The sequence below is a fragment of the Streptomyces sp. NPDC001606 genome (assembly GCF_053596835.1).
In genome coordinates this window covers 232682-253739 of record NZ_JBSFHC010000004.1, presented here as the reverse complement: position 1 = coordinate 253739, position 21058 = coordinate 232682, and the positions used below count along the sequence as shown (strand labels likewise).

The 21058-nt window shown below is 72.9% G+C and carries 20 protein-coding genes and 1 riboswitch; of the genes, 6 read left to right on the top strand and 14 right to left on the bottom strand.

Features of this window, described 5'->3' with window-relative positions; translation table 11 throughout:
- The first annotated feature begins 19 nt into the window (after positions 1-19).
- Positions 20-799, top strand: coding sequence for an alpha/beta hydrolase (locus tag ACWCV9_RS10890; RefSeq protein ID WP_450785569.1), 780 nt, complete (start codon positions 20-22; stop codon positions 797-799).
- The gene (locus ACWCV9_RS10885) at positions 792-1370 is read left to right on the top strand and encodes a hypothetical protein (RefSeq protein ID WP_385844001.1); all 579 of its coding nucleotides are present in this window, start codon (positions 792-794) and stop codon (positions 1368-1370) included. The genes ACWCV9_RS10890 and ACWCV9_RS10885 overlap by 8 nt, the downstream gene beginning before the upstream one ends.
- 6 nt (positions 1371-1376) lie before the next feature.
- Here the strand turns inward: ACWCV9_RS10885 and ACWCV9_RS10880 are convergent, their stop codons facing one another.
- The 6 genes from ACWCV9_RS10880 to ACWCV9_RS10855 form a co-directional block, all read right to left on the bottom strand.
- Positions 1377-2123 carry an endonuclease/exonuclease/phosphatase family protein gene (locus ACWCV9_RS10880; RefSeq protein ID WP_450785567.1) on the bottom strand — a complete coding sequence of 249 codons (747 nt, stop codon included), beginning with the start codon at positions 2121-2123 and terminating at the stop codon, positions 1377-1379.
- Between the two features lie 135 nt (positions 2124-2258).
- The gene (locus ACWCV9_RS10875) at positions 2259-3212 is read right to left on the bottom strand and encodes an ROK family glucokinase (protein WP_385844003.1); all 954 of its coding nucleotides are present in this window, start codon (positions 3210-3212) and stop codon (positions 2259-2261) included.
- Positions 3213-3279: 67 nt separating this feature from the next.
- Positions 3280-3768: a DUF5304 domain-containing protein gene (locus ACWCV9_RS10870; RefSeq protein ID WP_450785566.1), complete on the bottom strand. Its 489-nt coding sequence runs from the start codon at positions 3766-3768 to the stop codon at positions 3280-3282.
- Between the two features lie 57 nt (positions 3769-3825).
- The gene (locus ACWCV9_RS10865) at positions 3826-4998 is read right to left on the bottom strand and encodes an ArsA family ATPase (protein WP_450785565.1); all 1173 of its coding nucleotides are present in this window, start codon (positions 4996-4998) and stop codon (positions 3826-3828) included.
- A 53-nt stretch (positions 4999-5051) separates the two neighbouring features.
- The gene (locus ACWCV9_RS10860; RefSeq protein ID WP_450785563.1) at positions 5052-5492 is read right to left on the bottom strand and encodes an SRPBCC family protein; all 441 of its coding nucleotides are present in this window, start codon (positions 5490-5492) and stop codon (positions 5052-5054) included.
- 122 nt (positions 5493-5614) lie between these two features.
- Positions 5615-6412 carry a metallophosphoesterase family protein gene (locus tag ACWCV9_RS10855; RefSeq protein WP_385844009.1) on the bottom strand — a complete coding sequence of 266 codons (798 nt, stop codon included), beginning with the start codon at positions 6410-6412 and terminating at the stop codon, positions 5615-5617.
- A gap of 297 nt (positions 6413-6709) precedes the next feature.
- On the opposite strand from ACWCV9_RS10855, the gene ACWCV9_RS10850 reads away from it, so the two are divergent.
- Entirely contained in the window at positions 6710-8506 is a 1797-nt protein-coding gene (locus ACWCV9_RS10850; protein ID WP_450785562.1) for an AMP-dependent synthetase/ligase, read from the top strand.
- Positions 8507-8519: 13 nt separating this feature from the next.
- Here ACWCV9_RS10850 and ACWCV9_RS10845 read toward each other — a convergent pair whose 3' ends face one another.
- Together ACWCV9_RS10845 and ACWCV9_RS10840 are read right to left on the bottom strand one after the other, a co-directional pair.
- Positions 8520-10157, bottom strand: coding sequence for a GMC oxidoreductase (locus ACWCV9_RS10845; RefSeq protein WP_450785560.1), 1638 nt, complete (start codon positions 10155-10157; stop codon positions 8520-8522).
- A gap of 69 nt (positions 10158-10226) precedes the next feature.
- Complete coding sequence (locus ACWCV9_RS10840) at positions 10227-11369, bottom strand: glycosyltransferase family 4 protein (protein ID WP_450785558.1); 1143 nt, start codon at positions 11367-11369, stop codon at positions 10227-10229.
- Positions 11370-11475: 106 nt separating this feature from the next.
- On the opposite strand from ACWCV9_RS10840, the gene ACWCV9_RS10835 reads away from it, so the two are divergent.
- On the top strand, positions 11476-12711 hold the full coding sequence (locus ACWCV9_RS10835; protein WP_450785557.1) for a glycosyltransferase 87 family protein: 1236 nt from the start codon (positions 11476-11478) through the stop codon (positions 12709-12711).
- Positions 12712-12753: 42 nt separating this feature from the next.
- Here ACWCV9_RS10835 and ACWCV9_RS10830 read toward each other — a convergent pair whose 3' ends face one another.
- The 5 genes from ACWCV9_RS10830 to ACWCV9_RS10810 form a co-directional block, all read right to left on the bottom strand.
- Positions 12754-13944, bottom strand: a complete 1191-nt coding sequence (locus tag ACWCV9_RS10830; RefSeq protein ID WP_450785555.1) for a hypothetical protein — start codon at positions 13942-13944, stop codon at positions 12754-12756.
- A gap of 48 nt (positions 13945-13992) precedes the next feature.
- Positions 13993-15042, bottom strand: coding sequence for an NlpC/P60 family protein (locus tag ACWCV9_RS10825; protein WP_450785554.1), 1050 nt, complete (start codon positions 15040-15042; stop codon positions 13993-13995).
- A gap of 259 nt (positions 15043-15301) precedes the next feature.
- Positions 15302-16342, bottom strand: a complete 1041-nt coding sequence (locus tag ACWCV9_RS10820) for an NlpC/P60 family protein (RefSeq protein WP_450785553.1) — start codon at positions 16340-16342, stop codon at positions 15302-15304.
- Positions 16343-16554: 212 nt separating this feature from the next.
- Complete coding sequence (locus ACWCV9_RS10815; RefSeq protein ID WP_450785551.1) at positions 16555-17898, bottom strand: NYN domain-containing protein; 1344 nt, start codon at positions 17896-17898, stop codon at positions 16555-16557.
- A 44-nt stretch (positions 17899-17942) separates the two neighbouring features.
- Entirely contained in the window at positions 17943-18182 is a 240-nt protein-coding gene (locus tag ACWCV9_RS10810; RefSeq protein WP_009309707.1) for a hypothetical protein, read from the bottom strand.
- A gap of 154 nt (positions 18183-18336) precedes the next feature.
- On the opposite strand from ACWCV9_RS10810, the gene ACWCV9_RS10805 reads away from it, so the two are divergent.
- Entirely contained in the window at positions 18337-19077 is a 741-nt protein-coding gene (locus tag ACWCV9_RS10805) for a rhomboid family intramembrane serine protease (protein WP_450785550.1), read from the top strand.
- Positions 19074-19355, top strand: a complete 282-nt coding sequence (locus ACWCV9_RS10800; RefSeq protein WP_037931200.1) for an Lrp/AsnC family transcriptional regulator — start codon at positions 19074-19076, stop codon at positions 19353-19355. Before ACWCV9_RS10805 ends, ACWCV9_RS10800 begins: the two co-directional genes overlap by 4 nt.
- Before the next feature lie 36 nt (positions 19356-19391).
- On the opposite strand, the gene ACWCV9_RS10795 is transcribed toward ACWCV9_RS10800, so the two are convergent.
- Complete coding sequence (locus ACWCV9_RS10795) at positions 19392-20753, bottom strand: aminotransferase class V-fold PLP-dependent enzyme (protein ID WP_450785547.1); 1362 nt, start codon at positions 20751-20753, stop codon at positions 19392-19394.
- Between the two features lie 177 nt (positions 20754-20930).
- A riboswitch (SAM riboswitch) is annotated at positions 20931-21047 on the bottom strand.
- Between the last annotated feature and the right edge of the window lie 11 nt (positions 21048-21058).

The window sequence follows — 21058 nt, the reverse complement described above, 5'->3', positions numbered from 1 at the left end:
GGAACAGGAGAGTCGAAAGGTGCCGGTTCTCCCCGGAGCCGAGCCGTACCGCCACGCGGGCGGGGAGGTGGGTGTCCTCCTCTGTCACGGCTTCACCGGCTCGCCGCAGTCGCTGCGCCCCTGGGCGGAGCACCACGCGGCCCACGGCCTCACCGTGTCCCTGCCGCTGCTGCCCGGGCACGGCACCCGCTGGGAGGACATGCAGCTCACCGGCTGGCAGGACTGGTACGCGGAGGTGGACCGCGAGCTGCGGGTGCTCGCCCGGCGCTGCTCGCAGGTGTTCGTCGCGGGCCTGTCCATGGGCGGTGCCCTCGCGCTCCGGCTGGCCGCGCGGCACGGCGGGCGGGTCTCGGGGGTCGTCGTCGTCAACCCGGCGAACAAGGTGCACGGGCTGTCGGCGTACGCCCTTCCGGTGGCCCGGCACCTGGTGCGGACCACCCGGGGGATCGCCAGCGACATCGCGAAGGAGGGCGCGGCCGAGCTGGGCTACGACCGGGTGCCGCTGCACGCCGCGCACTCGCTGCGGGAGTTCCTGCGCCGGCTGGACGGCGAGCTGCCCCAGGTCACCCAGCCGTTGCTGCTGCTGCGCAGCGCCCGCGACCATGTCGTACCGGCGGCCGACTCGGCGCGGGTGCTGAGCCGGGTGTCGTCCACGGACGTATCGCAGGTCGTGCTGGAACACAGCTACCACGTGGCGACGTTGGACGAGGACGCGGACCGGATCTTCGAGGAGAGCCTCGCCTTCATCGGCCGGCTCGCACCCAGTGTCGGCAAGGAAGGGACGGCCGCAGTTGGCTGAGCACGACTCCGACCGCGGGGACCGCGATCGGGAGGGCCCCGAGCCGGAGGAGCAGGGGGTGCCGTTCGACGAGGACGCCGCCTGGCTGGCCATCGTCGCCGGGTACGGCGAGGAGCCGCCGGATCCGCCGGGTTCCCGGCCCTTCCGGCGGGTGGAGGATCTCGCGCTGCCGGAACCCGAGGAGCCGGAGGAGGAGGGCGAGACCGCGCCGGCGCAGCGTCCGGTACGGCCGCTGGGCAGCTCGGTGTCCTTCGCGCCCGGGGTCGGTCCGCGCGACTACACCGTGGCCGAGCCCTCCGAGGACGACTTCGACGAGGACGACGAGGGTCACTTCGTACCGCCCGAGCCGCCTCCGCTGCCGACCGCCGACACCGCCGCCAAGTTCGCCTGGCTGGGCGTCGTCGGCGGCCCGGTGCTGCTGCTGCTCGCGGTGCTGCTCGGCTGGGACATGACCTGGTGGCTGGCGACCCTGAGCATCGGCGGCTTCCTCGGGGGCTTCGCGACGCTGGTCGCCCGGATGCGTACGGACGACGACGATGACGGCGACCCCGGCCGGGGGGCCGTGGTCTAGAGCGCGTCAGCCGGCCGGGATTCTGAGGGCGGCCAGGACCGGGAGGTGGTCCGTGGCCGCCCTCAGGTCTGCCCGGCTGACGCCCGGCTGGTCCAGGGGTACCCCGCAGCCGAGCACCTCGACGCCCTTGGTGGCGAAGACCGCGTCGATACGGCGGTGCGGCTCGCTGTGGGTCCAGGTGTCCTCGCCGCCCCAGGGGGCGACGGCCCGGCAGTCCTGGAGCGGCCCGGCCAGCCGGCGGAAGGCGCGGCCGCCGGGGCCCTCGTTGAGGTCTCCCCCGGCGACGGCGTGCTCGGTGCCGAGTGCGGCGAGCCGGTCGAGGAGCATGCCGCTCTGCTCGTACCGCTCGCTGCCGTCCAGGCTGAGATGGCAGCTGATCACGCCGAGGCGGGCGCCGCCGAAGCGGACCACCGCGGTGGCGAAGCCGCGCCGGTGGAGGCCGGGGGTGAGCGGCAGGAGGGTGTCCTCGGTGCGTTCGACGGTGGCCCGCAGACTGCACAGGATCGCCGGGCCGGCGGCCGTCGCGCCGCCGGTGAGGATCACCTGGCCGGAGGCCGCGGCCAGCCGGGCGAGCTTCTTGCGCCAGCGGAAGAAGCGGGGGGCTTCCTGGACGAGGACCAGGTCGGGGGCGCAGGCGGTGATCACCCGGGCGAGGGCGGCGGTGTCGTCGCGCATCGAGCGGATGTTGTAGCTGAGGACGCGGATGACGGCCGAACCGTCGGGCTCTGTCGTGGAGTTGGGGAGCGGCGCCATGGAGATCAATGTACGCCGAACAGCTCGGGGCGCGGGGTTTCGCGGGCGACTGCCGCGTTGTCGTGGCTGGTCGCGCCCACGCGGCGGAGCCGCATGGTGATACAGCCCCCGCGCCCCTTGGCAACACAGGCTTCTCTACATGATCGGGTCGGGCTCCCGGGCCAGGTCGGCGGCGCCCACCAGGCCCGCCTTGTTGCCCAGCTGGGCGGCGATCACATCGGCCACCGGGCGCCAGTTGCCGCCGACCAGCCAGCGCTTGTACGACTTGCGGATCGGGTCGAGGACCAGTTCGCCCTCGTCGGAGAGGCCCCCGCCGACGATGAACGCGGACGGGTCGAAGAGCGAGGCCAGGTCGGCGAGGCCCGCGCCGGCCCAGCGCGCCAGCTCGCGGTAGGAGTCCACGGCGACCGGGTCGCCCTGGCGGGCGGCCATGGAGATGTGCTTGCCCTCGATGCCGTCCGGGGTGCCGTCGCCGAGGGACAGCAGCACCTCGGCGTTCTCCGGGGTGGCGTTGGCGCGCTGCTTGGCGTAGCGGACCAGGGCGCGGCCGGAGGCGTACTGCTCCCAGCAGCCCTGCGAGCCGCAGCCGCAGAGCAGGCCGTCCGGGACCATCCGGATGTGGCCGAACTCGGCGGCCACGCCGAAGTGGCCGCGGCGCAGCTTGTTGCCGATGATGATGCCGCCGCCGAGACCGGTGCCGAGGGTGATGCAGATGACGTTGCGGTGGCCCTTGCCGGCGCCGAACTTGTACTCGCCCCACGCGGCGGCGTTGGCGTCGTTCTCGACCACGACCGGGAGGCCCACGCGGGCCTCGACCTTCTCCTTCAGCGGCTCCTGGCGCCAGTCGATGTTCGGCGCGAAGTACACCGTGGAGCGCTGCCGGTTCACATAGCCGGCCGCACCGATACCCACGCCGACGATCTCGTGTCCGGCGCGCGCACCCTCCACCGCCGAGGCAATGGCGTCCACGATGCCCTCGGGCGTGGTGGGGGTCGGCACCTTGAAGGTCGAGAGGATGTTGCCTTCCTCGTCGACCACGCCGGCCGCGATCTTGGTGCCGCCGATGTCGACGCCGATGGTGAGTCCCATGAATCCCTCAGTTTCGGTCGAGCCCCGCTACGGCCAACCGTACCCGAGGCCCTGCCCCGCGAGGGCGTCAGTCCAGGTCGATGCGTTCCCCCGGGCCGCCGTCCTCCCCCTTGTCGCGCCGGTCCCGCCAGTCCTCGGCGAGGTCGTCGGCGGTCCGGGCGGTCCAGCGCCGCTCCTGGGCCTCGACGGCCGAGCGGTAGGCGGCCAGCAGTTCGCCGCCGGCCGCGGCGAGGTGGTCGAAGACGTCCGGGTTGCGCTCTATGACGGGTTCCACGGCGGCCTTCGCCTGCTGGACGACCTGGCGCACCACCTGCTCGGCGGCGGGCCCGGCGAGTGCTCCGAGGAGCGGTGAGCGCAGGCCGGAGAGCTTGTCGGCCACCGTCTCCACGAGCTTCTTCAGTTCCTCGGCGGCCGAGCCCGGCGGGGGGCCGTAGTCGGTGCGGCGGCGGGCCTTCTCGGCGGCGAGGTCCTCGGCGCAGGCCGTGGCCCAGGCGTCGGCGTCGGTCGCCCGGGCCGGCTCCTCGTGCGGATCGGGTGCGGGGCGCTCTTCGCTCATGGCGGACTCCTGACTGCGGTTCGCCTTTACGACGTTACCCGAACGGGCGTGCCCGGTTCAGCGGCCGGCGGCGGGCCACAGGGCGGGGTCGGGGGCGAAGCGTATGCGCAGCTCGCCCTCGCGGAGTCCGGCTCCGGCGACGGTGCAGCGGCGCAGGGCGGAGGGCAGCGGGACGATCCGGCGGAACGGGCCGACGGTGAGGACGAGTTCGTCGCCGCGCCGGATGAGGTCCAGCTCGTCCCGTATCGCGCCGGGCAGCGGAACGTGCCAGACCAGCACGCCGTCCTCGCGGATCGCGTCGGTGACGGGCCACTCGACCGGGGTGGTCGCGGGGTTGACGGCGGGGACGGCGAGGGCGGTGAGGTCGTCGGCGCCCTGGGGGTCGCGGCCGAGGTGGGCGACGGTGTGCGTGGCGTGGTCGGGGCGCCACTCGGCGAGCGCCTTGCGCTGCTGGGCGAGGAGTCCGGCGAACCAGGTGTCCGGGGCGGTGTCCGGCAGGGCGCGGTTGGCGATCAGGGCCTCGGTGGGCAGGGCGCGCAGGGCGAGGCCGAGCCGGGCGGTGCGGATGGCGTCGGTGCCGGCCGGTCCGGGTTCGGCGACCAGCCGTACGGCGGTGCCGGGGTCGGCGAGCACGGATTCCACGGCGGCCAGCTCCACGTCCCAGCGGGCGGCCGTCTCGTACAGCCAGTCGGCGGGCATGGGGACGCCGGCGAGCCGGCCGAGGACCGGGCGCAGGGCGCGGGCCGCCTGCCGCTCGGGCGGGAGCAGCCGGCGCAGATAGCGGCGGAGTTCCCCGGGCAGGCCGAGCAGGGCCAGGGCCTGGGGCAGGGGCGGGAGGTCCACGACGAGGAGGTCGTGGCGCTCGGAGAGGGCCGCGTCCCTGAGGGCCCGCAGGAAGGACAGTTCCTCGGCCCCGGGCAGCGGGGTGACCTCCTCGGCGTCCAGGCGGGCGGCGCCGAGCAGGTCGAGGACGCTCGCCGCGCGGTCCTGGAAGGCGGTGAGGTCCTCGCGGAAGCGGGCGGTGGCGTCCGGGCGCCAGACGGTGAGGTGCGGGGCGGCCTCGGTGGGGGCCGGTCCGGTCGGGTGGCCCAGTGCGGCGCCGGGGGTGTCGGTGCGGTCGGCGCTCAGCAGCAGCGTCCGGATGCCGTCGCGGGCGGCGTCGAGCGCGGTGGCGGCGGCGATGGTGGTACGACCGCTGCCGCCCGGGCCCGTGATCAGGATGGTGCGCATGAGGGTGAACCGTAACGGACGGGGTGCCGGACCGGCGCCCGGCGCGGTGGGAGCTAGCGGTCGGACTCCACGCGCTGCTTCAGGCCCGCCAGCGCCCGGTCGATGATGACCTTCTCCGCCTTGCGCTTGATCATGCCGAGCATCGGGATCTTGACGTCGACGGTGAGGCGGTAGGTCACCTCGGTGGCCCCGGCGCCCGCCGGCTTCAGCAGGTAGGAGCCGTCCAGGGAGCGCAGCATCTGGGACTTCACCAGGGTCCAGGAGACCTCGTGGTCGCCGGTCCAGGTGTAGGCGAGGGTCTGGTCGTCCTTGATGGCGCCCGCGTCCATGACGAGGCGGACCTGCTCGGCGCGGCCCTGGCCGTCGGTGGCGAGGACCTGCGCCTCCTTCACCTCACCGGTCCAGTCCGGGTAGCGCGCGAAGTCGGCGATCACCGCCATGACGTCGGCCGGAGCCGCCTCGATCGTGATGCTCGAACTGGTGTGTTCCGCCATCGCCGTGGCTCCTCCAGATACCGGACCGAAGAGAGTCTTTCGTGCGCCGGGCTGCGCACGTGTGTGCAGCGTGAAGGCTACCGCGCCGTCGGCCCGCCCCCTTCACCCGCATGTCCGGCCGGTCACCAGGCGAGCGCGAAGGGCCGTCCGGTCCCGGCGAAGTGCCCCACGTTCACGCACTCGGTCGCGCCGATCCGCATCCGGGGGGCGAGCGGCTGGTGGACGTGCCCGAAGAGGGAGTACCGGGGCCTGGTGCGGCGGATGGCGTCCAGCAGGGCACGGCTGCCCCGCTCGAAGCGGCGCGCGACCGTGTCGTAGACCAGCTCGGGCACCTCCGGCGGGATGTGCGTGCACAGCACGTCGACCTCGCCGACCGCCTCGATCTTCGCGGCGTACTCCTCGTCGCTGATCTCGAACGGGGTGCGCATCGGTGTGCGCAGTCCGCCGCCGACGAAGCCGAAGGTCCAACCGCCGATCTCCACCCGCTGCCCGTCCAGGACGGTGGTCCCGGGGCGCGCGTACTCCGGCCACAGATGCGGCATGTCGACGTTGCCGTAGGTGGCGTAGGTCGGGGTGGGGAACGCGGCGAACAGCTCGGCGTACTGCTTGCGCACCGCCTGTTCGATGGCGGTGGCGCGGTCCGCGGCGATGCCCGCCCACAGCCGGGCGCCGAAGGCGCGGGCCTCCTCGAAGCGGCGGGCGGTGCGCAGCTCCACGAGCCGGTCGGCGTTCTCGGTGCCGAACAGGTCGGGGAAGATCCCGCGCGAGTGGTCGGCGTAGTCGAGGAAGAGGACGAGGTCGCCGAGGCAGATCAGGGCGTCGGCACCCTCACCGGCTCTGGCCAGGTCCCGGGCGTTGCCGTGTACGTCGCTGACCACGTGGACGCGGGTCCCGCGCTGGGCGGAGGGTGTGGAGGCCATGACGATCAAGGGTAGGCGGAGCGGTGCAGTTGTGAACAGTCTCGGTGCCGCCTGCGGTTACTCGCCGGTTGCTTCGGCCGTGGACTACTGTGCGCGAAGGAACGCCGCACATGTGTGACGCAGCGAACATCTCGCAGGGACCCCCTGTCGTAGAAGCCATACCGGCGGGTAACGTCCGGGCAGTCCAGTCGTGCTCTGAATTTCAATCACCGGATTTTGAGCACTAGCCCGAGCCTTGGACCGCACCGTCGCATCGCACAACGTCGTGGCGCCGGCGCCCTATGAGGAGCAGCAGTCTTGCGCGAGTTCAGCCTTCCGGCTTTGTACGAGGTCCCTGCGGACGGCAATCTGACCGACATCGTCCGCAGAAACGCCGCGCAGCATCCCGACGTCGCCGTGATCGCCCGCAAGACCGGCGGGGCCTGGCAGGACGTGACGGCCGCCGCCTTCCTCGCCGAGGTCCGGGCCGCCGCCAAGGGCCTGATCGCCTCCGGTGTCCAGCCCGGCGACCGGGTGGGCCTGATGTCCCGCACGCGCTACGAGTGGACGCTCCTCGACTTCGCGATCTGGTCCGCGGGCGCGGTCACCGTGCCGGTGTACGAGACCAGCTCCCCGGAACAGGTCCAGTGGATCCTGTCGGACTCGGGCGCCACCGCGTGCGTCGTGGAGCTGGACAACCACCTGGCCGCCGTGGAGTCGGTGCGCGAGACGCTGCCCGCCCTGAAGCACGTCTGGCAGATCGAGGCCGGCGGGGTGGCGGAGCTGGGGCGGCTCGGCGAGGGCCTGTCGGACGCGACCGTGGAGGAGCGCAGCTCGCTCGCCCGGGCCGACGACCCGGCGACCATCGTCTACACGAGCGGCACGACCGGCCGGCCCAAGGGCTGTGTCCTCACCCACCGCAGCTTCTTCGCCGAGTGCGGGAACGTGGTGGAGCGGCTGCGTCCGCTGTTCCGCACCGGTGAGTGCTCGGTGCTGCTCTTCCTTCCGCTCGCGCACGTCTTCGGGCGGCTGGTGCAGATCGCGCCGATGATGGCGCCGATCAAGCTCGGCTGTGTCCCGGACATCAAGAACCTCACCGACGAGCTGGCCGCGTTCCGGCCGACGCTGATCCTCGGCGTGCCGCGGGTCTTCGAGAAGGTGTACAACTCCGCGCGGGCCAAGGCCCAGGCGGACGGCAAGGGCGCGATCTTCGACCGGGCGGCGGACACCGCGATCGCCTACAGCAAGGCGCTGGACAGCCCCTCGGGTCCGTCCTTCGGTCTGAAGGTCAAGCACAAGGTCTTCGACAAGCTGGTCTACAGCAAGCTGCGGGCGGTGCTCGGCGGCCGCGGGGAGTACGCCATCTCCGGCGGCGCCCCGCTCGGCGAGCGGCTCGGGCACTTCTTCCGGGGCATCGGCTTCACGGTGCTGGAGGGCTACGGCCTGACCGAGTCCTGCGCGGCCACGGCCTTCAACCCCTGGGACCGGCAGAAGATCGGCACGGTCGGCCAGCCGCTGCCGGGCTCGGTGGTGCGGATAGCGGACGACGGCGAGGTGCTGCTGCACGGCGAGCACCTGTTCAAGGAGTACTGGAACAACCCGGGCGCGACCGCGGAGGCCCTGGCGGACGGCTGGTTCCACACCGGTGACATCGGCACCCTCGACGAGGACGGCTATCTGCGGATCACCGGCCGGAAGAAGGAGATCATCGTCACGGCCGGCGGCAAGAACGTCGCCCCCGCGGTGATCGAGGACCGGATCCGGGCGCACGCGCTGGTCGCGGAGTGCATGGTGGTGGGCGACGGGCGGCCGTTCGTGGGCGCGCTGGTCACCCTCGACGAGGAGTTCCTGGGCCGGTGGGCCGCCGAGCACGGAAAGCCGGCGGGCTCCACCGCGGCGTCGCTGCGCGAGGACCCGGATCTGCTGGCGGCGATCCAGGCGGCCGTGGACGACGGCAACGCCGCGGTGTCGAAGGCGGAATCGGTGCGGAAGTTCCGCATTCTTCCCTCCCAGTTCACGGAGGAGTCGGGCCATCTGACCCCGTCGCTGAAGCTCAAGCGGAACGTGGTGGCGAAGGACTACGCGTCCGAGATCGAGGCCATCTACCAGAAGTAGCCGCTTCCTCGCGTCATGGCGCGGTGTCCTCGGCGAGGACCCGCGCCATCGTGCGTTCGGCGAGCGCGGTGATGGTGACGAAGGGGTTCACGCCGATCGAGCCGGGCACCAGCGAGCCGTCGGTGACGTAGAGCCGCGGGTATCCCTTGACCCGGCCGTAGTCGTCGGTGGCCCGGCCGAGGACGCAGCCGCCGAGCGGGTGGTAGGTGAAGTCGTCCGCGAAGACCTTGCCGGCCGAGCCGAAGAGGTCGTAGCGGTAGAGGGTGGCGTTGGCCAGGTTGATCCGGTCGAAGAGCTTCTTCGCCATGGCCACCGACACCGCGCTCTGCTCGGCGGTCCAGCCGAGCCGTACCGCGTCCGTCCGGGAGTCGTACGAGAAGGACGCCCGCTCGGGGTTCCGGGTGATCGCCAGGTACAGGCTCACCCAGTGCTCGAAGCCCATGGGCAGCGGGGCGATCTCGGCGAAGACCGGGTTGTCGGCGTTGTCCCAGTCGTCGATGCCCAGCACCGGCATGGTCGACTGGTCGGCGCCGACGGTGTCCCAGAGGTGGTTGGCGCGGGCGAGCATGGTGTTGCCGTTGGTGCCCCAGCCCGCGCCGACCTCGGCGTTCAGGTCGGGCAGGGTGCCGGTGTCCCGGGCGCGGACCAGGAGTTCGGTGGTGCCGAGGCTGCCGCCGCCGAGGAAGAGGTAGGTGCAGCCGTACTGCTTGCGCTCCACCACCGCGCCGGTGGCGTCGATCCGGTCGGCGGTCAGGAGGTACGACCCGTCGCTCGCCCGGCGGACGGAGGTGACCTTCTCCAGGGTGTGCAGGGTGACGTTGCCGGTGCCGAGGGCGGCGGCGAGGTAGGTCTTGTCGAGGCTGCGCTTGCCGTGGTTGTTGCCGTAGATGACCTCGCCGGCGAGCGCGGACCGGGTGGCGGTGCCGGCCGCCTCGGCCTGCATGTAGCCGAAGTCGTAGACGTTGGGGACGAAGGTGGTCTTCAGGCCCGTGCAGGCCGCGGCCTTGCGGGAGGTGCGGGCGAAGCGGTACCAGTCGGTGGACTCGAACCAGGCCGGGTCGACGGTGTTGACGCCGAGCGCGGCGCGGGCGCGCGGGAAGTACGTGCCGTACATCTCGTCGGCGTCCACGGTGGGGAACTGCTCGGTGAAGTAGGAGCGTCGCGGGGTCACCGCCATCCCGCCGTTGACGAGCGAGCCGCCGCCGACGCCGCGGCCGACGTAGACGGACATGGCGTCGTGGTGCACGCGGTCCAGGACGCCGGGGTAGGCGCTGATGTCCCGGTTGACCACGTCCAGCCAGAGGAAGGTGGCGAGCGGGGCCTCGGTGCGGCTGCGGAACCACATGGAGCGCCGGTCGGGGGCGGTGGTGGAGCAGAACACCGTGCCGTCGGGGCCGGCCGTGTTCCACAGCCGGCCCATCTCCAGGACGAGGGTGCGGATGCCGGCCTGGCCGAGCCGGAGGGCGGCGACGGCGCCGCCGTATCCGGAGCCCACGACGACGGCGGGGGCGGACTCGACCGGCGCGGGCTCGGCCGCCCGGGCCGACTGGAGTCCGATGCGGGTGAAGCCGAGGGCGGCCGCGGTCTGGAGGGCGGCCATGCCCAGGATGTGACGTCTCGTCAGCTGACGCTGTATCAGTTTGGGTGCCATGCGCGCAGCATGGGCGGATTACGGGCTTCCGCCAAGCGTCAACGCACCATCAGGTCAAGGAAGTTCGGTTTACAGCACGGCTTTGAGCCGCTCGGCGAGCAGGTCCCAGCGCCAGCGTTCCTCCACCCACCGGCGGCCGCGCTCGCCCATGCGGCGGCGCAGCTCGGGGTCGTCGAGGAGGGCCACGATGCGCTCGGCGGCCTCGGCCGGTTCACCGCCCCGGACGACCCAGCCGGTCTCCCCGTCCAGGACCGCGTCCGGAGCGCCCCCGGAGTCGCCGGCGACCACCGGCAGCCCGGTCGCCGACGCCTCCAGGTAGACGATGCCGAGGCCCTCCACGTCCAGGCCGCCGCGCCGGGTGCGGCAGGGCATGGCGAAGACGTCGCCGGCACCGTAGTGGGCGGGCAGCTCGGACCAGGGGACGGCGCCGGTGAAGCGGACGGCGGAGGCGACCTGGGTCTCGGCCGCCAGCCGGCGCAGCTCGCGCTCGTAGGGGCCGCCGCCCACGATGAGCAGCACGGCGTCCGGCTGGGCGGCGAGGATGCGGGGCATGGCCCGGATGAGGGTGTCCTGGCCCTTGCGCGGGACCAGCCGGGAGACGCAGACCACGACCGGGCGGTCGGTGAGGCCGAGCCGGGCGCGCACCTCGGCGCCGCCGGAGTCCGGGTGGAAGGTCTTCTCGTCCACGCCGGGCGGCAGCTGCACCATCCGCCCGGCGGCCTCGGGGGTCAGCGCGGTGGCGATCCTCGACCGGGTGTACTCGCCCAGATAGGTGATCGTGTCCGTCGACTCCCCGATCCGCCGCAGCAGCTGCCGGGCCGCGGGCAGCTGGGCCCAGCCCGCCTCGTGCCCGTGGGTGGTGGCGACGAGCCGTTCGGCGCCGGCCCGGCGCAGCGCCGGGGCCATGAGGCCGAGCGGGGCCGCCGCGCCGAACCAGACGGAGGTGCATCCGTGTCCCCGCAGCAGCCCGACCGCGCGCCGGGTCGCCTGCGGGGTGGGCAGCAGCATGGTCGTACGGTCGCGTACGACGGTGAAGGGCTGCTCGGCGTCGAAGGCGGCCGTGGCCAGGGCGCCCTCCCGGCCGCGCTTCCAGGTGGAGGCGTACACGACCAGCCGGCCGGGGTCCAGGCGGAGCGCCATGTTGTGCAGGAAGGCCTGGATGCCGCCCGGCCGGGGCGGGAAGTCGTTGGTGACGATCAGGGTCTTGCGCATCGCCGCCGACCCTACCGAATCGGACGGCCCGGCCGGGTCTGTGGCAGGTACACAGGAGGGCACGACATCATGGTGCCCGACCCGAAATCGAACGGCAGGGGAGCACGTGGAGACGAACGGCACCGGGCGGCCCCCGGCATGGCTGCTCGCGACCTGGGTCGTCACCCGTGCGGTCCTGCTGCTCTTCGTGTTCGGGGTGTTCGTCTTCCCGGGCCCGGACGTCACCTCGGACGTGTCGGTGATCTACCAGGGCTGGTACGAGGTGCTGCGCCAGGGAACGTTTCCGCTGGACGACGTGACCTGGCAGTACCCGCCCGCCGCGGCCCTCGCCGTGCTCTCCCCCGCCGCGCTGCCCTTCCTGTCGTATCCGCACGCCTTCTTCGTCCTGGCGTGCCTGGCGGACGCGGCCGTGCTGGTCCTGCTGCTGGCCGCGGGCCGGCGTCCGGGCCGCTCCGCGCACGGCGCCCTGGTGTGGGTGGTGGCGGTGCCGCTGCTGGGCCCGACCGTGTACGCCCGCTACGACGTGATGGTGACCGCGGTGGCGGTGGCGGCGCTGCTGGCCGGGGCGCGGCGGCCGCGGGTGCTGGGTGCGCTGGCCGCGTTCGGGGCGCTGCTGAAGGTGTGGCCTGCGCTGCTGCTGGCCGGTGCCGGGCGGCGGGCGTGGCGGTCGGCGGCGGTGACCGGGTCCGTGGTCGCGGCACTGTTCGCGGTGTCCATGCCGGGGGCGCTCGCGTTCCTGACCTTCCAGCGGGACCGGGGCACCGAGGTGGAGTCGCTGGGCGGCCTGGTCTTCCATGTGGCCCGGCACTTCGGCTGGCCGGGGCAGGTGCTGCTGAACTACGGCTCGGTCGAGTTCGTCGGGCCCGGTGTGGCCACGGTGAGCGCGGGCGCGCTGGCGCTGACCGGGATCGCCTTCGCCTGGCTGGTGCGGTGGCGGCTGCGCGCGACCCGGACCGGGGCGCACTCCCTCGCCGACGCCGCGCTCACCGCGGCACTGCTGTTCACGGTGACCAGCCGGGTGATCAGCCCCCAGTACCTGGTGTGGCTGATCGGCCTGGCCGCGGTCTGTATGACGCACCGGGCGAGCCGGATGGGCGTCCCCGCGCTGCTGGTGGCGGCCGCGTCCTTCGTCACCGTCCTGGAGTTCCCGCTCGGCTTCCTCCACGTGGTGCTGAGCGACGGATACGGCCTGACGCTGCTGGCCGTACGCAACGGCCTGCTGGCCGCGGCCGCCCTCCTCGCGGCCCGCACCCTGTGGCGCTCGACCGTCCCACCACTCCCGCCCCTCCCCTCTGTCCCCGATCAGGCCACCCGCACAAGGAAGACCTCGGTCCCCTCCTGACCCGGCACGCGGCGCAGGCGCGCCGTCCAGCCCTCGGGAGGCTCAGCCGAGCTGGGTTCTGATGTAGGCGCGCCAGCGGGTGGTGAAGGCTTTCGGGGTGGTGCCGAGCACCTTCCGCAGGGCCGTCTCGACCGCGCCGGCCCGTTCGCGGTGGGCGCCGACGGCCCGGTAGAAGGTGCCGAGCCGGGCCGTGCCCCAGTGGTCGGCGATCATCCGGCAGGCCAGCCAGCCGCCCTCGTAGGCCCGGGCCAGCTCGGTGGGGTCGCTGGTGAAGCGGAAGTCCTTGTCGGCCGGGAGCGCCGAGGGCACCCGGCCGCCCTGCACCGCGCGGGCCAGTTCCGGCGCGATCTCGTCCGGGGTGCGGCCGGTGCCGAGGTAGCCGATCCAGTCGGCGTAGCCCTCGGAGAGCCACAGCGGGGTCGCCGCGGTGGTGTGGGCGCGGGTGGCCACATGGGTGGTCTCGTGGGTGAGGACGACCTGCCGGCCGAGGTCGCCCAGGGCGGCGTACGCGTCCGGGTTGACCACCACCCGGTCCGCGGGGGCCCGCCCGGCACCTCCCACCTCGCCGGTGGTGACGGCGGCGATCCCCCGGTAGTCGGAGGCGGGCGAGCCGAGCAGGGCCGCCATGTCCGTCAGGGACCGCGGGACGAGCACGACGACCCGCCGGGTCCAGCCCGTGCCCCAGGCCCGGGACACCGCGGGCACCGCACGGTCGGCCAGCCGGGCGAAGGCGCGCAGGGCGGCGGCGGAGCGGCCGGTGCCGAGGACCAGGCTGTGCGCGCCCTTGACCGCGGTCACCGTGCCCTGGTCCCACAGCTGCTGCCCGGCCCGGCCGGCGGGCCGGTCGGCGCTGACGTACCACCGGCCGTCGGCGGTGCGGCCGAGCGTCAGGGTGCGGCGGGCGTCCACGGGTGCGGTGTCGTACCCGGCGACCCGGTAGCGCAGCTCGGCGTCGGCGGTGGCACCGGAGGCCGTACGGTGCACCGCGGTGACCGTGTAGGCCCAGGAGGCGAGCGGAAGGGCGCGCAGCCTGGTGTACTCGGTCCGGGTGCCGGTGGCGCCGTAGGCCGGTTCGTCGTGGCCGAGCAGCGCCGCCGCGCGCCGGTCCAGGACCCGCTGCACCTCCGCCCGCGCGGAGTCGGCACCCGTCCGCCCGCCGCACCCGGCGAGGGGTACGGCCAGCAGACAGGCCGCCACCGCCGCGGCACTCCGCACCCGTCTACGACCAGCCATTTGCCGATCGTAAAGGGCACCCCCGGGGCCACGGCCGGGGAACCGGTCTCACGGCCGGGTCACCGAGGAGACCGGCATCATGTTCACCGGGTCGTACCGGACCCGCGCGCCCGGGTAGGGGGCGTGGATGACCTGGCCGTTGCCGACGTACATCGCCACATGGCTGGCGTCGGCGCGGTAGACGACCAGGTCTCCCGGGCGGGCCTGGGAGAGCGGGACCTGCCGGCCGGCGAACCGCTGCTCCTGCGAGGTGCGCGGCAGGTGCACTCCGGCGTGTGCGTACGACCACTGCATCAGACCCGAGCAGTCGAAGCCGGAGGGGCCGTTCGCGCCCCACACATAGGGCCGGCCGAGGGCGGACTGCGCGGCGGCCACCGCGGCGGCGGCGCGGGCGTCGGGAGCGACGGCGCCGGTCAGGTCCGGCAGGTCCGCCGCGCCGGGCATGCCGGACAGATCGGCGCGGCCGGCGTCGTCGGAGCGCGAGGCCCGGTCGTAGGCGGCGCGGGCGGCCGGCGGCAGCGCGTTCAGCAGCCGCCGGGCCGCGGCGAGCTTGCCCTCCACGGTCTTCTTGTGCGCGGCGACCGCCTTGCGGCTGCGCTCCAGTTCACCGAGCTTCCCGGCGGCCTCGGCGCGCTCCTGGGCGAGGTCGCGCAGCGCGGACCGCAGCTCCTTGAGCCGGCCGGCCTGTTGGCTGCCGATGCGGTCGAGGGTGGACGCCTTGTCGAGGTAGTCCTGCGGGTCGTCGGAGAAGAGCAGCGCCACCGCGGGGTCGATGCCGCCCGCCCGGTACTGCGCGCCGGCCAGCGAACCGAGCTGTTCGCGCAGGGAGTTGACCTGCTGCTGCCGGCGGGCGATGCGGTCCTGCGCGTCGCTCACCTCGCGGCGCAGCGTGTCCTCGCGCTCGGTGGCCTTGTCGAAGGCCTGGGTCGCCTGTTCGGCCTGCTGGTACAGCCGGTCCACCTCGGCACGGGCGTCGCCGTGCGGCGCCGCCTGCGCCGGTACGGCGCCGAACGCGGCGGCCGCGGCGGAGAGTACGCACAGGGCGGCGGCGCCCCGGTCGAATCCGGATGGTGCAAGGCGACGACGGTGGGACCCCACGGCAGTCCTTCTGTTCACGGACAGATACCGTTCCCCGGCGCCTGGGGACGGGGAGGCCCCGGCGCCGGGGAAACGCGGCAGACAGTAGCCGTGCGGAAGGGCTCCGGCCAAAGACCTCGTGCGCCGTCTTCGGCCCGCATACGGTCGCGCCCCGCCGCTGACGCAGGTCACCGGCGGGGCGTGGAGTCAGTTCCGGTCCCGGGGATTCGCCCGTTCGGGCGCCCTCGGGCGGTGGACGTTTCGCGGGTCGGACCGCGGGTCAGACGCGAACGCCGAACTGGAACGGCATGTCCGACATGGCCTCGTAGCGGACCACGGCACCGGTGTGCGGGGCGTGCAGCACCATGCCGTTGCCGGCGTACAGGCCGACGTGGTGGATGTCGCCGTAGAAGAAGACCAGGTCGCCGACCTGGAGGTCGTTGATGCTGTAGATGCGGGTGCCGATGTTCGCCTGCTCCTCCGAGGTGCGCGGGATGGAGACACCGGCCTGCGCGTAGGCCCAGGAGGTCAGGCCCGAGCAGTCGAAGGAGGAGGGACCGGAGGCGCCGTAGACGTACGGCGAGCCGATCTTGCTCTGGGCGGCGGAGAACGCGGCGCCGGCGCGGCCGGAGGCCGGCGGGGTGTCCTTGTTCCCCATGTCGACCCGCTGGGTGGAGGAGCGGTCGGCGCGCTGCTGCTTCTGCGCCAGCTCCTGCTTCTCCTTGGCCGTCAGGGTGTTGAGGAGCTTCTGCGCCTCGGCGAGCTTGCCCTGGACTTCCTTCTTCTTCTTGCCCAGTTCGGTGCGGGTGGCGGAGAGGTCCTTGAGCTTGTCGCTCGCCTCCGCCCGCTCCTGGGCGAGTTCGCGCTGTTTGTCCTGGATCTTCTTCAGCGCGTCGACCTGCTGACTGCTCAACTGGTCGAGGGTGGACGCCTTGTCGAGGTAGTCGTCCGGGTTCGAGGAGAGGAAGAGCTGGACCGAGGGGTCGATGCCGCCGGAGCGGTACTGGGCCGTGGCCAGCGAACCCAGGCCGTCGCGCAGCTTGTTCAGCTCCTGCTGGCCGCGGGCGACGTTGTCCTGGATGGTGGAGATTTCCTTTTGCAGCTTCTGCTGCTTCTCCTGGGCGCCGTTGTACTTCTCGGTGGCCTGCTCGGCCTGCTCGTAGAGCTTGTCGACCTTTGCCTTGACCTCGTCCTTGCTGAGCTTCTCGCTGGGCGCGGCGTTGGCGGCGTTCGCGCTGAGCGCGACGGCAGCGGCTGCGGCGGTGGTGAGCACGGTCACGCGGGTGCGGCTCGGCTGCTTGGGTCGACGGTGGGACGCCACTGAGGACGAACTCCTTCTTGTGAGTGATCACCCGTTCGGAGGTTCGAGCCCAGACCCTAGTGACCCAGCTGTGATCAGTTCAAATCCTCACAGCAGAAAATCGCATCACGCAAGTCATTCTTTGCCCATAACTCACACGGGGTGAGGCGCGATTGACGCTACGTTGCGTGACGATGCGGCCAATTCGGGCATTAGCTAGGCCCGTTGGGCGTTCAGGACAGTCGCTTCAGAAGCACCGCAGAGGCGACGGGACGGGCACCCGCCCTGGCGACCCCGTCGGCCACCTCGCGGTCGGTGGAGGCGACGATGACCGGACGGCCCGGCGGCTCCGCGCGCACCAGCTGCCGGATCAGCTCGTCGGCGGTGATCCCCGGCTTCGAGAACAGCACACGGACGCCGCGCGGCGGCGCGAGCAGCACCGGCGCGGCCAGTTCGGCGCCGTCGAAGACACAGGTCACCTCGGCGCCGGTCTGCGCGGCGAGCGCCGAGAGCTGGCCGAGCAGCCGGAGCCGCTGCTTCTCCAGCGGCATCTGCGGATAGCCGGTCTTGGTGACGTTGTAGCCGTCGACCACCAGATGCGCCTGCGGCAGCGCGAGCAGCTGGTCGAGGATGGCCGGGTCGTGCTCGGACAGGGCGCGGGCCGCGATGTCCTTGGGGGTCATCCGGCCCGGCTCCACCGCGTCCACCGTCTCCGCCGGGCGCACCGAGACCGGCGGCAGGGCGAGTTCGCGCCGCAGCCCCTGGGTCGCGTCCAGCAGGGTGTCCAGCAGCAGCCGTACCCGCATGTCCTCCACGCTGCGGCCCTCGCGGGCGGCCCGGCGGGTCGCCTCCAGCGCGGCCTCCGCCTCGCCGAGGCGCGCCTTGAGCCGCCGGGACTCGCTCTCGGCGGCCGACAGCTGCGTCTGCCCTTCGGCGCGTACGGCCTCCATCTCGGCCTGCACCTTGCGCAGCGCGGCCTCGCCCCGCTTGACGTCGCTGAGCGCGGCCCGCAGCTTGCGCTGAAGCGATTCCGCTTCCTTCTTCGCCGACTCCAGCTCCGCGCGCAGCCGTTCGGTCTCCGCCCGGGTGTGCTCGCGGGCCTGGGCCAGCTCGGCGCGCAGCCGCTCCAGCTCCGCCCGGCTCTCCTCGTCGGCGCGCTCGGCGTCCGCGCGCTGGGCCTCCTCGCCGGCCGCGGTGACCAGCTTCACCCAGCCCGCGGGGCGCAGTACATAGGCCGCGGCCGCCACATCGAGCGGGTCCGCGGCCGGGGGCGGCGAGCCGGAGTCCAGGGCGCCGGAGAGTTCCGGATGCGCCTCTCTGAACTTCTCCCCGATGCGCTGCCGGAACAGCGGATCGGTCTCCAGCGCCGCCGCCATGGCGTTCCCGGCGAACTTCGCCCGGCGGTTGGGGGCGAACCGGGCATACTGCCGCAGCTGCGCGGGCAGTTCCGCCACGGTCAGCCCGCCGAAGCCGTCCGAGACGATCTGTACGACCCTGCGGCGCACGCCGTCGGGCAGCGGACGGTCAAGCACCTCAGCGGTGCCGTCTTCCGGCCCCCCGCCTGCGGTCTCCACCATCCGTCACACCCCTAAGCCGTCCGCTGTACCCGGGGCCGCTCCGCTCAGGAGTCGGCGCCCGGCCTGTCCACGAGTTCCACCTGGTCCACCGCGTTGCACCAACGGCAGCGCACCGACTCGATGGTCTCACTGACCACCTCGCGCTCCTCCACCTTCGGCTCACCCGCCAGGTCGAGGTGGACGTACTCCACCACCTTCGAGGAACGGGTCACGTCGAACCGGGTGAGGTTGCCGCACAGGGTGCAGCGCCAACGCGTCGTGGCGGTCGGCAGGGGAACCGTCATCGTGGCTGTTCGCTTCCTTCTCGGGTCGGTCCGCGCCCGGGGGGCGGACCCGTGTGGCCGTAACCCTACGGCCTGCCGGGGACTCGCCGCCCGTCCGTTCACGGCGGCGAGGCGGTCTATCCCCTTGCGTCCCCTTACGTCATGCTCTGTGTCCATGATCGGCAACTGGAGCACGGCGGGCCGGACCCTGAGGGCGGTCCGGAACACATCGGCACCGATGACCTACACCCTCATCGCCCTGTGCTGTGTGATCTTCGTGCTGGGCCCGGCCTCCGGGCTCACCGGGGCGTACGGCTCCGGGGAGTCCCTGCTCGCCGCGCAGCGCGTGTACTTCCACCGCTGGGGCGTGGTCCCGGCCGAGCTGTTCGAGGGCGTGCCGAGGGCGGCGCTCACCCCGCTCACCGCGCTGTTCGTGCACGGGAGCTGGGTGCATCTGCTCGGCAACATGCTCTTCCTCTTCGTCTTCGGCGCGATGACCGAGGAGCGGATGGGCCGGGTGGAGTACACACTCTTCTACGTCGGCTGCGGCTACCTGGCCCTGCTCGGTTACGCGGCCGCCAACGCCGCCTCGGAGCAGTCGCTGGTGGGTGCCTCCGGGGCGATCTCGGCGGTCCTCGGCGCCTTCCTCTACCTGTTCCCGCGGGCGCGCGTGACCAGTCTTCTGCCGTTCCTTCTCTTCCTGCCGGTACGGTTCCCGGCCTGGGTCGTGCTGCCGTTCTGGGCGGCGCTCCAGTGGCTCTCGGCGGGGCGGGCGGGACAGGGCCCCGGGGTGGCGTATCTGGCGCACCTGGTGGGCTTCGGGCTGGGCTTCGGCTACGCGTGGGTGCGTTACGGCCGTACGGATAGAGTGAAAGCCGCCCCTGCCCAGGCGCCCGAGGGAGAGAAGCAGCCGTGATCACCGCGATCGTCCTGATCAAGACCAGCGTGGACCGGATCCCCGAGATCGCGGAGCAGATCGCTTCGCTGGACTCGGTGAGCGAGGTGTTCTCCGTGACGGGGACCTACGACCTGATCGCGATGGTCAGGGTGCGGGAGCACGAGGACCTCGCCGAGGTGATCCCGGGCCGGATCAGCAAGATCCCCGGCGTGGAGGGCACGGACACGCATGTGGCGTTCCGTACCTACTCGCAGCACGACCTCGAGGCGGCGTTCGCGATCGGCCTCGACTCCTGACCGTCCGGACACCGCCTCACCGGGAGGTACGGCCCCTCACACCGCCGGCACGCAGCGGCCGTCCTCCGTGCGGTACGTCCACTTGGCACCGTCCCTGACCAGTTCCCGGACCGCGCTCACGAACCGGTCGACGTGCTCGTCGGGGGTGCCCGCGCCGAAGCTGACGCGCACGGCGTTGAGGGACTTCTCGCCCGGGGCCGCCTCCGGCGCACCGCACTCGCCCTGGGTCTGCGGGTCGCTGCCCAGCAGCGTGCGGACCAGGGGGTGGGCGCAGAACAGGCCGTCGCGGACGCCGATGCCGTACTCCGCGGAGAGGGCGGCGGCGAAGTGGGAGCTGTTCCAGCCGTCGACCACGAAGGAGATCACCCCGACGCGCGGGGCGTCGTCGCCGAACAGGGAGAGGATCCGTACCTCGGGGATCTCGGCGAGCCCCTCGCGCACCCGGCGGATCAGATGCTGCTCACGGGCGACCAGGGTGTCCCAGCCGGCCTCGGTGAGCGCCTTGCACGCCGACGCGATGGAGTAGGCGCCGATGACGTTCGGCGAGCCGGCCTCGTGCCGGGCCGCGCTCTCGTGCCACGCCACCTCCACCCCGCCGTCCGGGCGCCGGGTGACCGTGCGGCTGGCGCCGCCGCCCGCGAGGTACGGCTCGGCCGCGCGCAGCCAGTCCGCGCGGCCGGCCAGGACGCCGGAGCCGAACGGCGCGTACAGCTTGTGTCCGGAGAAGGCGATCCAGTCGACGTCGAGGTCGCGGACGTCCACCGGCTGGTGCGGGACGAGCTGGGCGGCGTCCACGACGATCCGGGCGCCGTGCGCGTGCGCGGCGGCGGCCAGCTCGCGCACCGGCCACAGCTCGCCGGTGACGTTGGAGGCGCCGGTCACACAGACCAGGGCCGGGCCGTGGGGCTCGCGGCCGGCGAGCGCCCGCTCCAGGGTCTCGACCGCCTGCCGCGGGGTGCGCGGGGCGTCGAGGTAGGTGACCCGGGTGTCCTGCCAGGGCAGCAGGGAGGCGTGGTGCTCGGTCTCGAAGACGAAGACCTGGCAGCCGGCGGGCAGCGCGCGGGCCAGCAGGTTCAGCGAGTCGGTGGTGGAGCGGGTGAAGACCACCTGGTCGCCGGGGCGGCAGCCGAGGAAGTCGGAGACCGTGCGGCGGGCGTTCTCGAAGAGGTCGGTGGAGAGCTGGGAGAGGTAGCCGGCGCCGCGGTGGACGCTGCCGTAGTAGGGGGCGTAGGCGGCGACGTCGTCCCAGACGCGCTGGAGGGCGGGGGCGCTGGCCGCGTAGTCGAGGGCCGCGTAGGTGACCTCGCCGCCGGTGACCAGCGGAACGGTGACATCCCGCCCCAGAACCGGCAGAGGGGCACAAACGGACTGGTCGGCGGCAGCGGTGGAGACGGACATGGCGGAACTCCCGTGAGGCGTGTGGGATCACCGCGCGAGCAGAGGTCGCTCAAGCACGGAGAAAGGGGAAAAGGGTGCGCGGAGGCGGGGCTCGGCGGCCCTAACGCATTCGCTTGCTCACGGAAGACTCCTCGACGACCAGGACCCCTGGTCCACGCTTCGACTCAGCGTGCGAGGGGTCCGCGCTTGCCGTAGACCTCGCTGCCTACGACCTGGTCCTCACCCGGGGCACCCCGCCACGGACGGAGGGTTGCCGGACAGCCGGCCGGGGCCTTGTGGCTGTCGCTCATGACCTGGACAGGAAC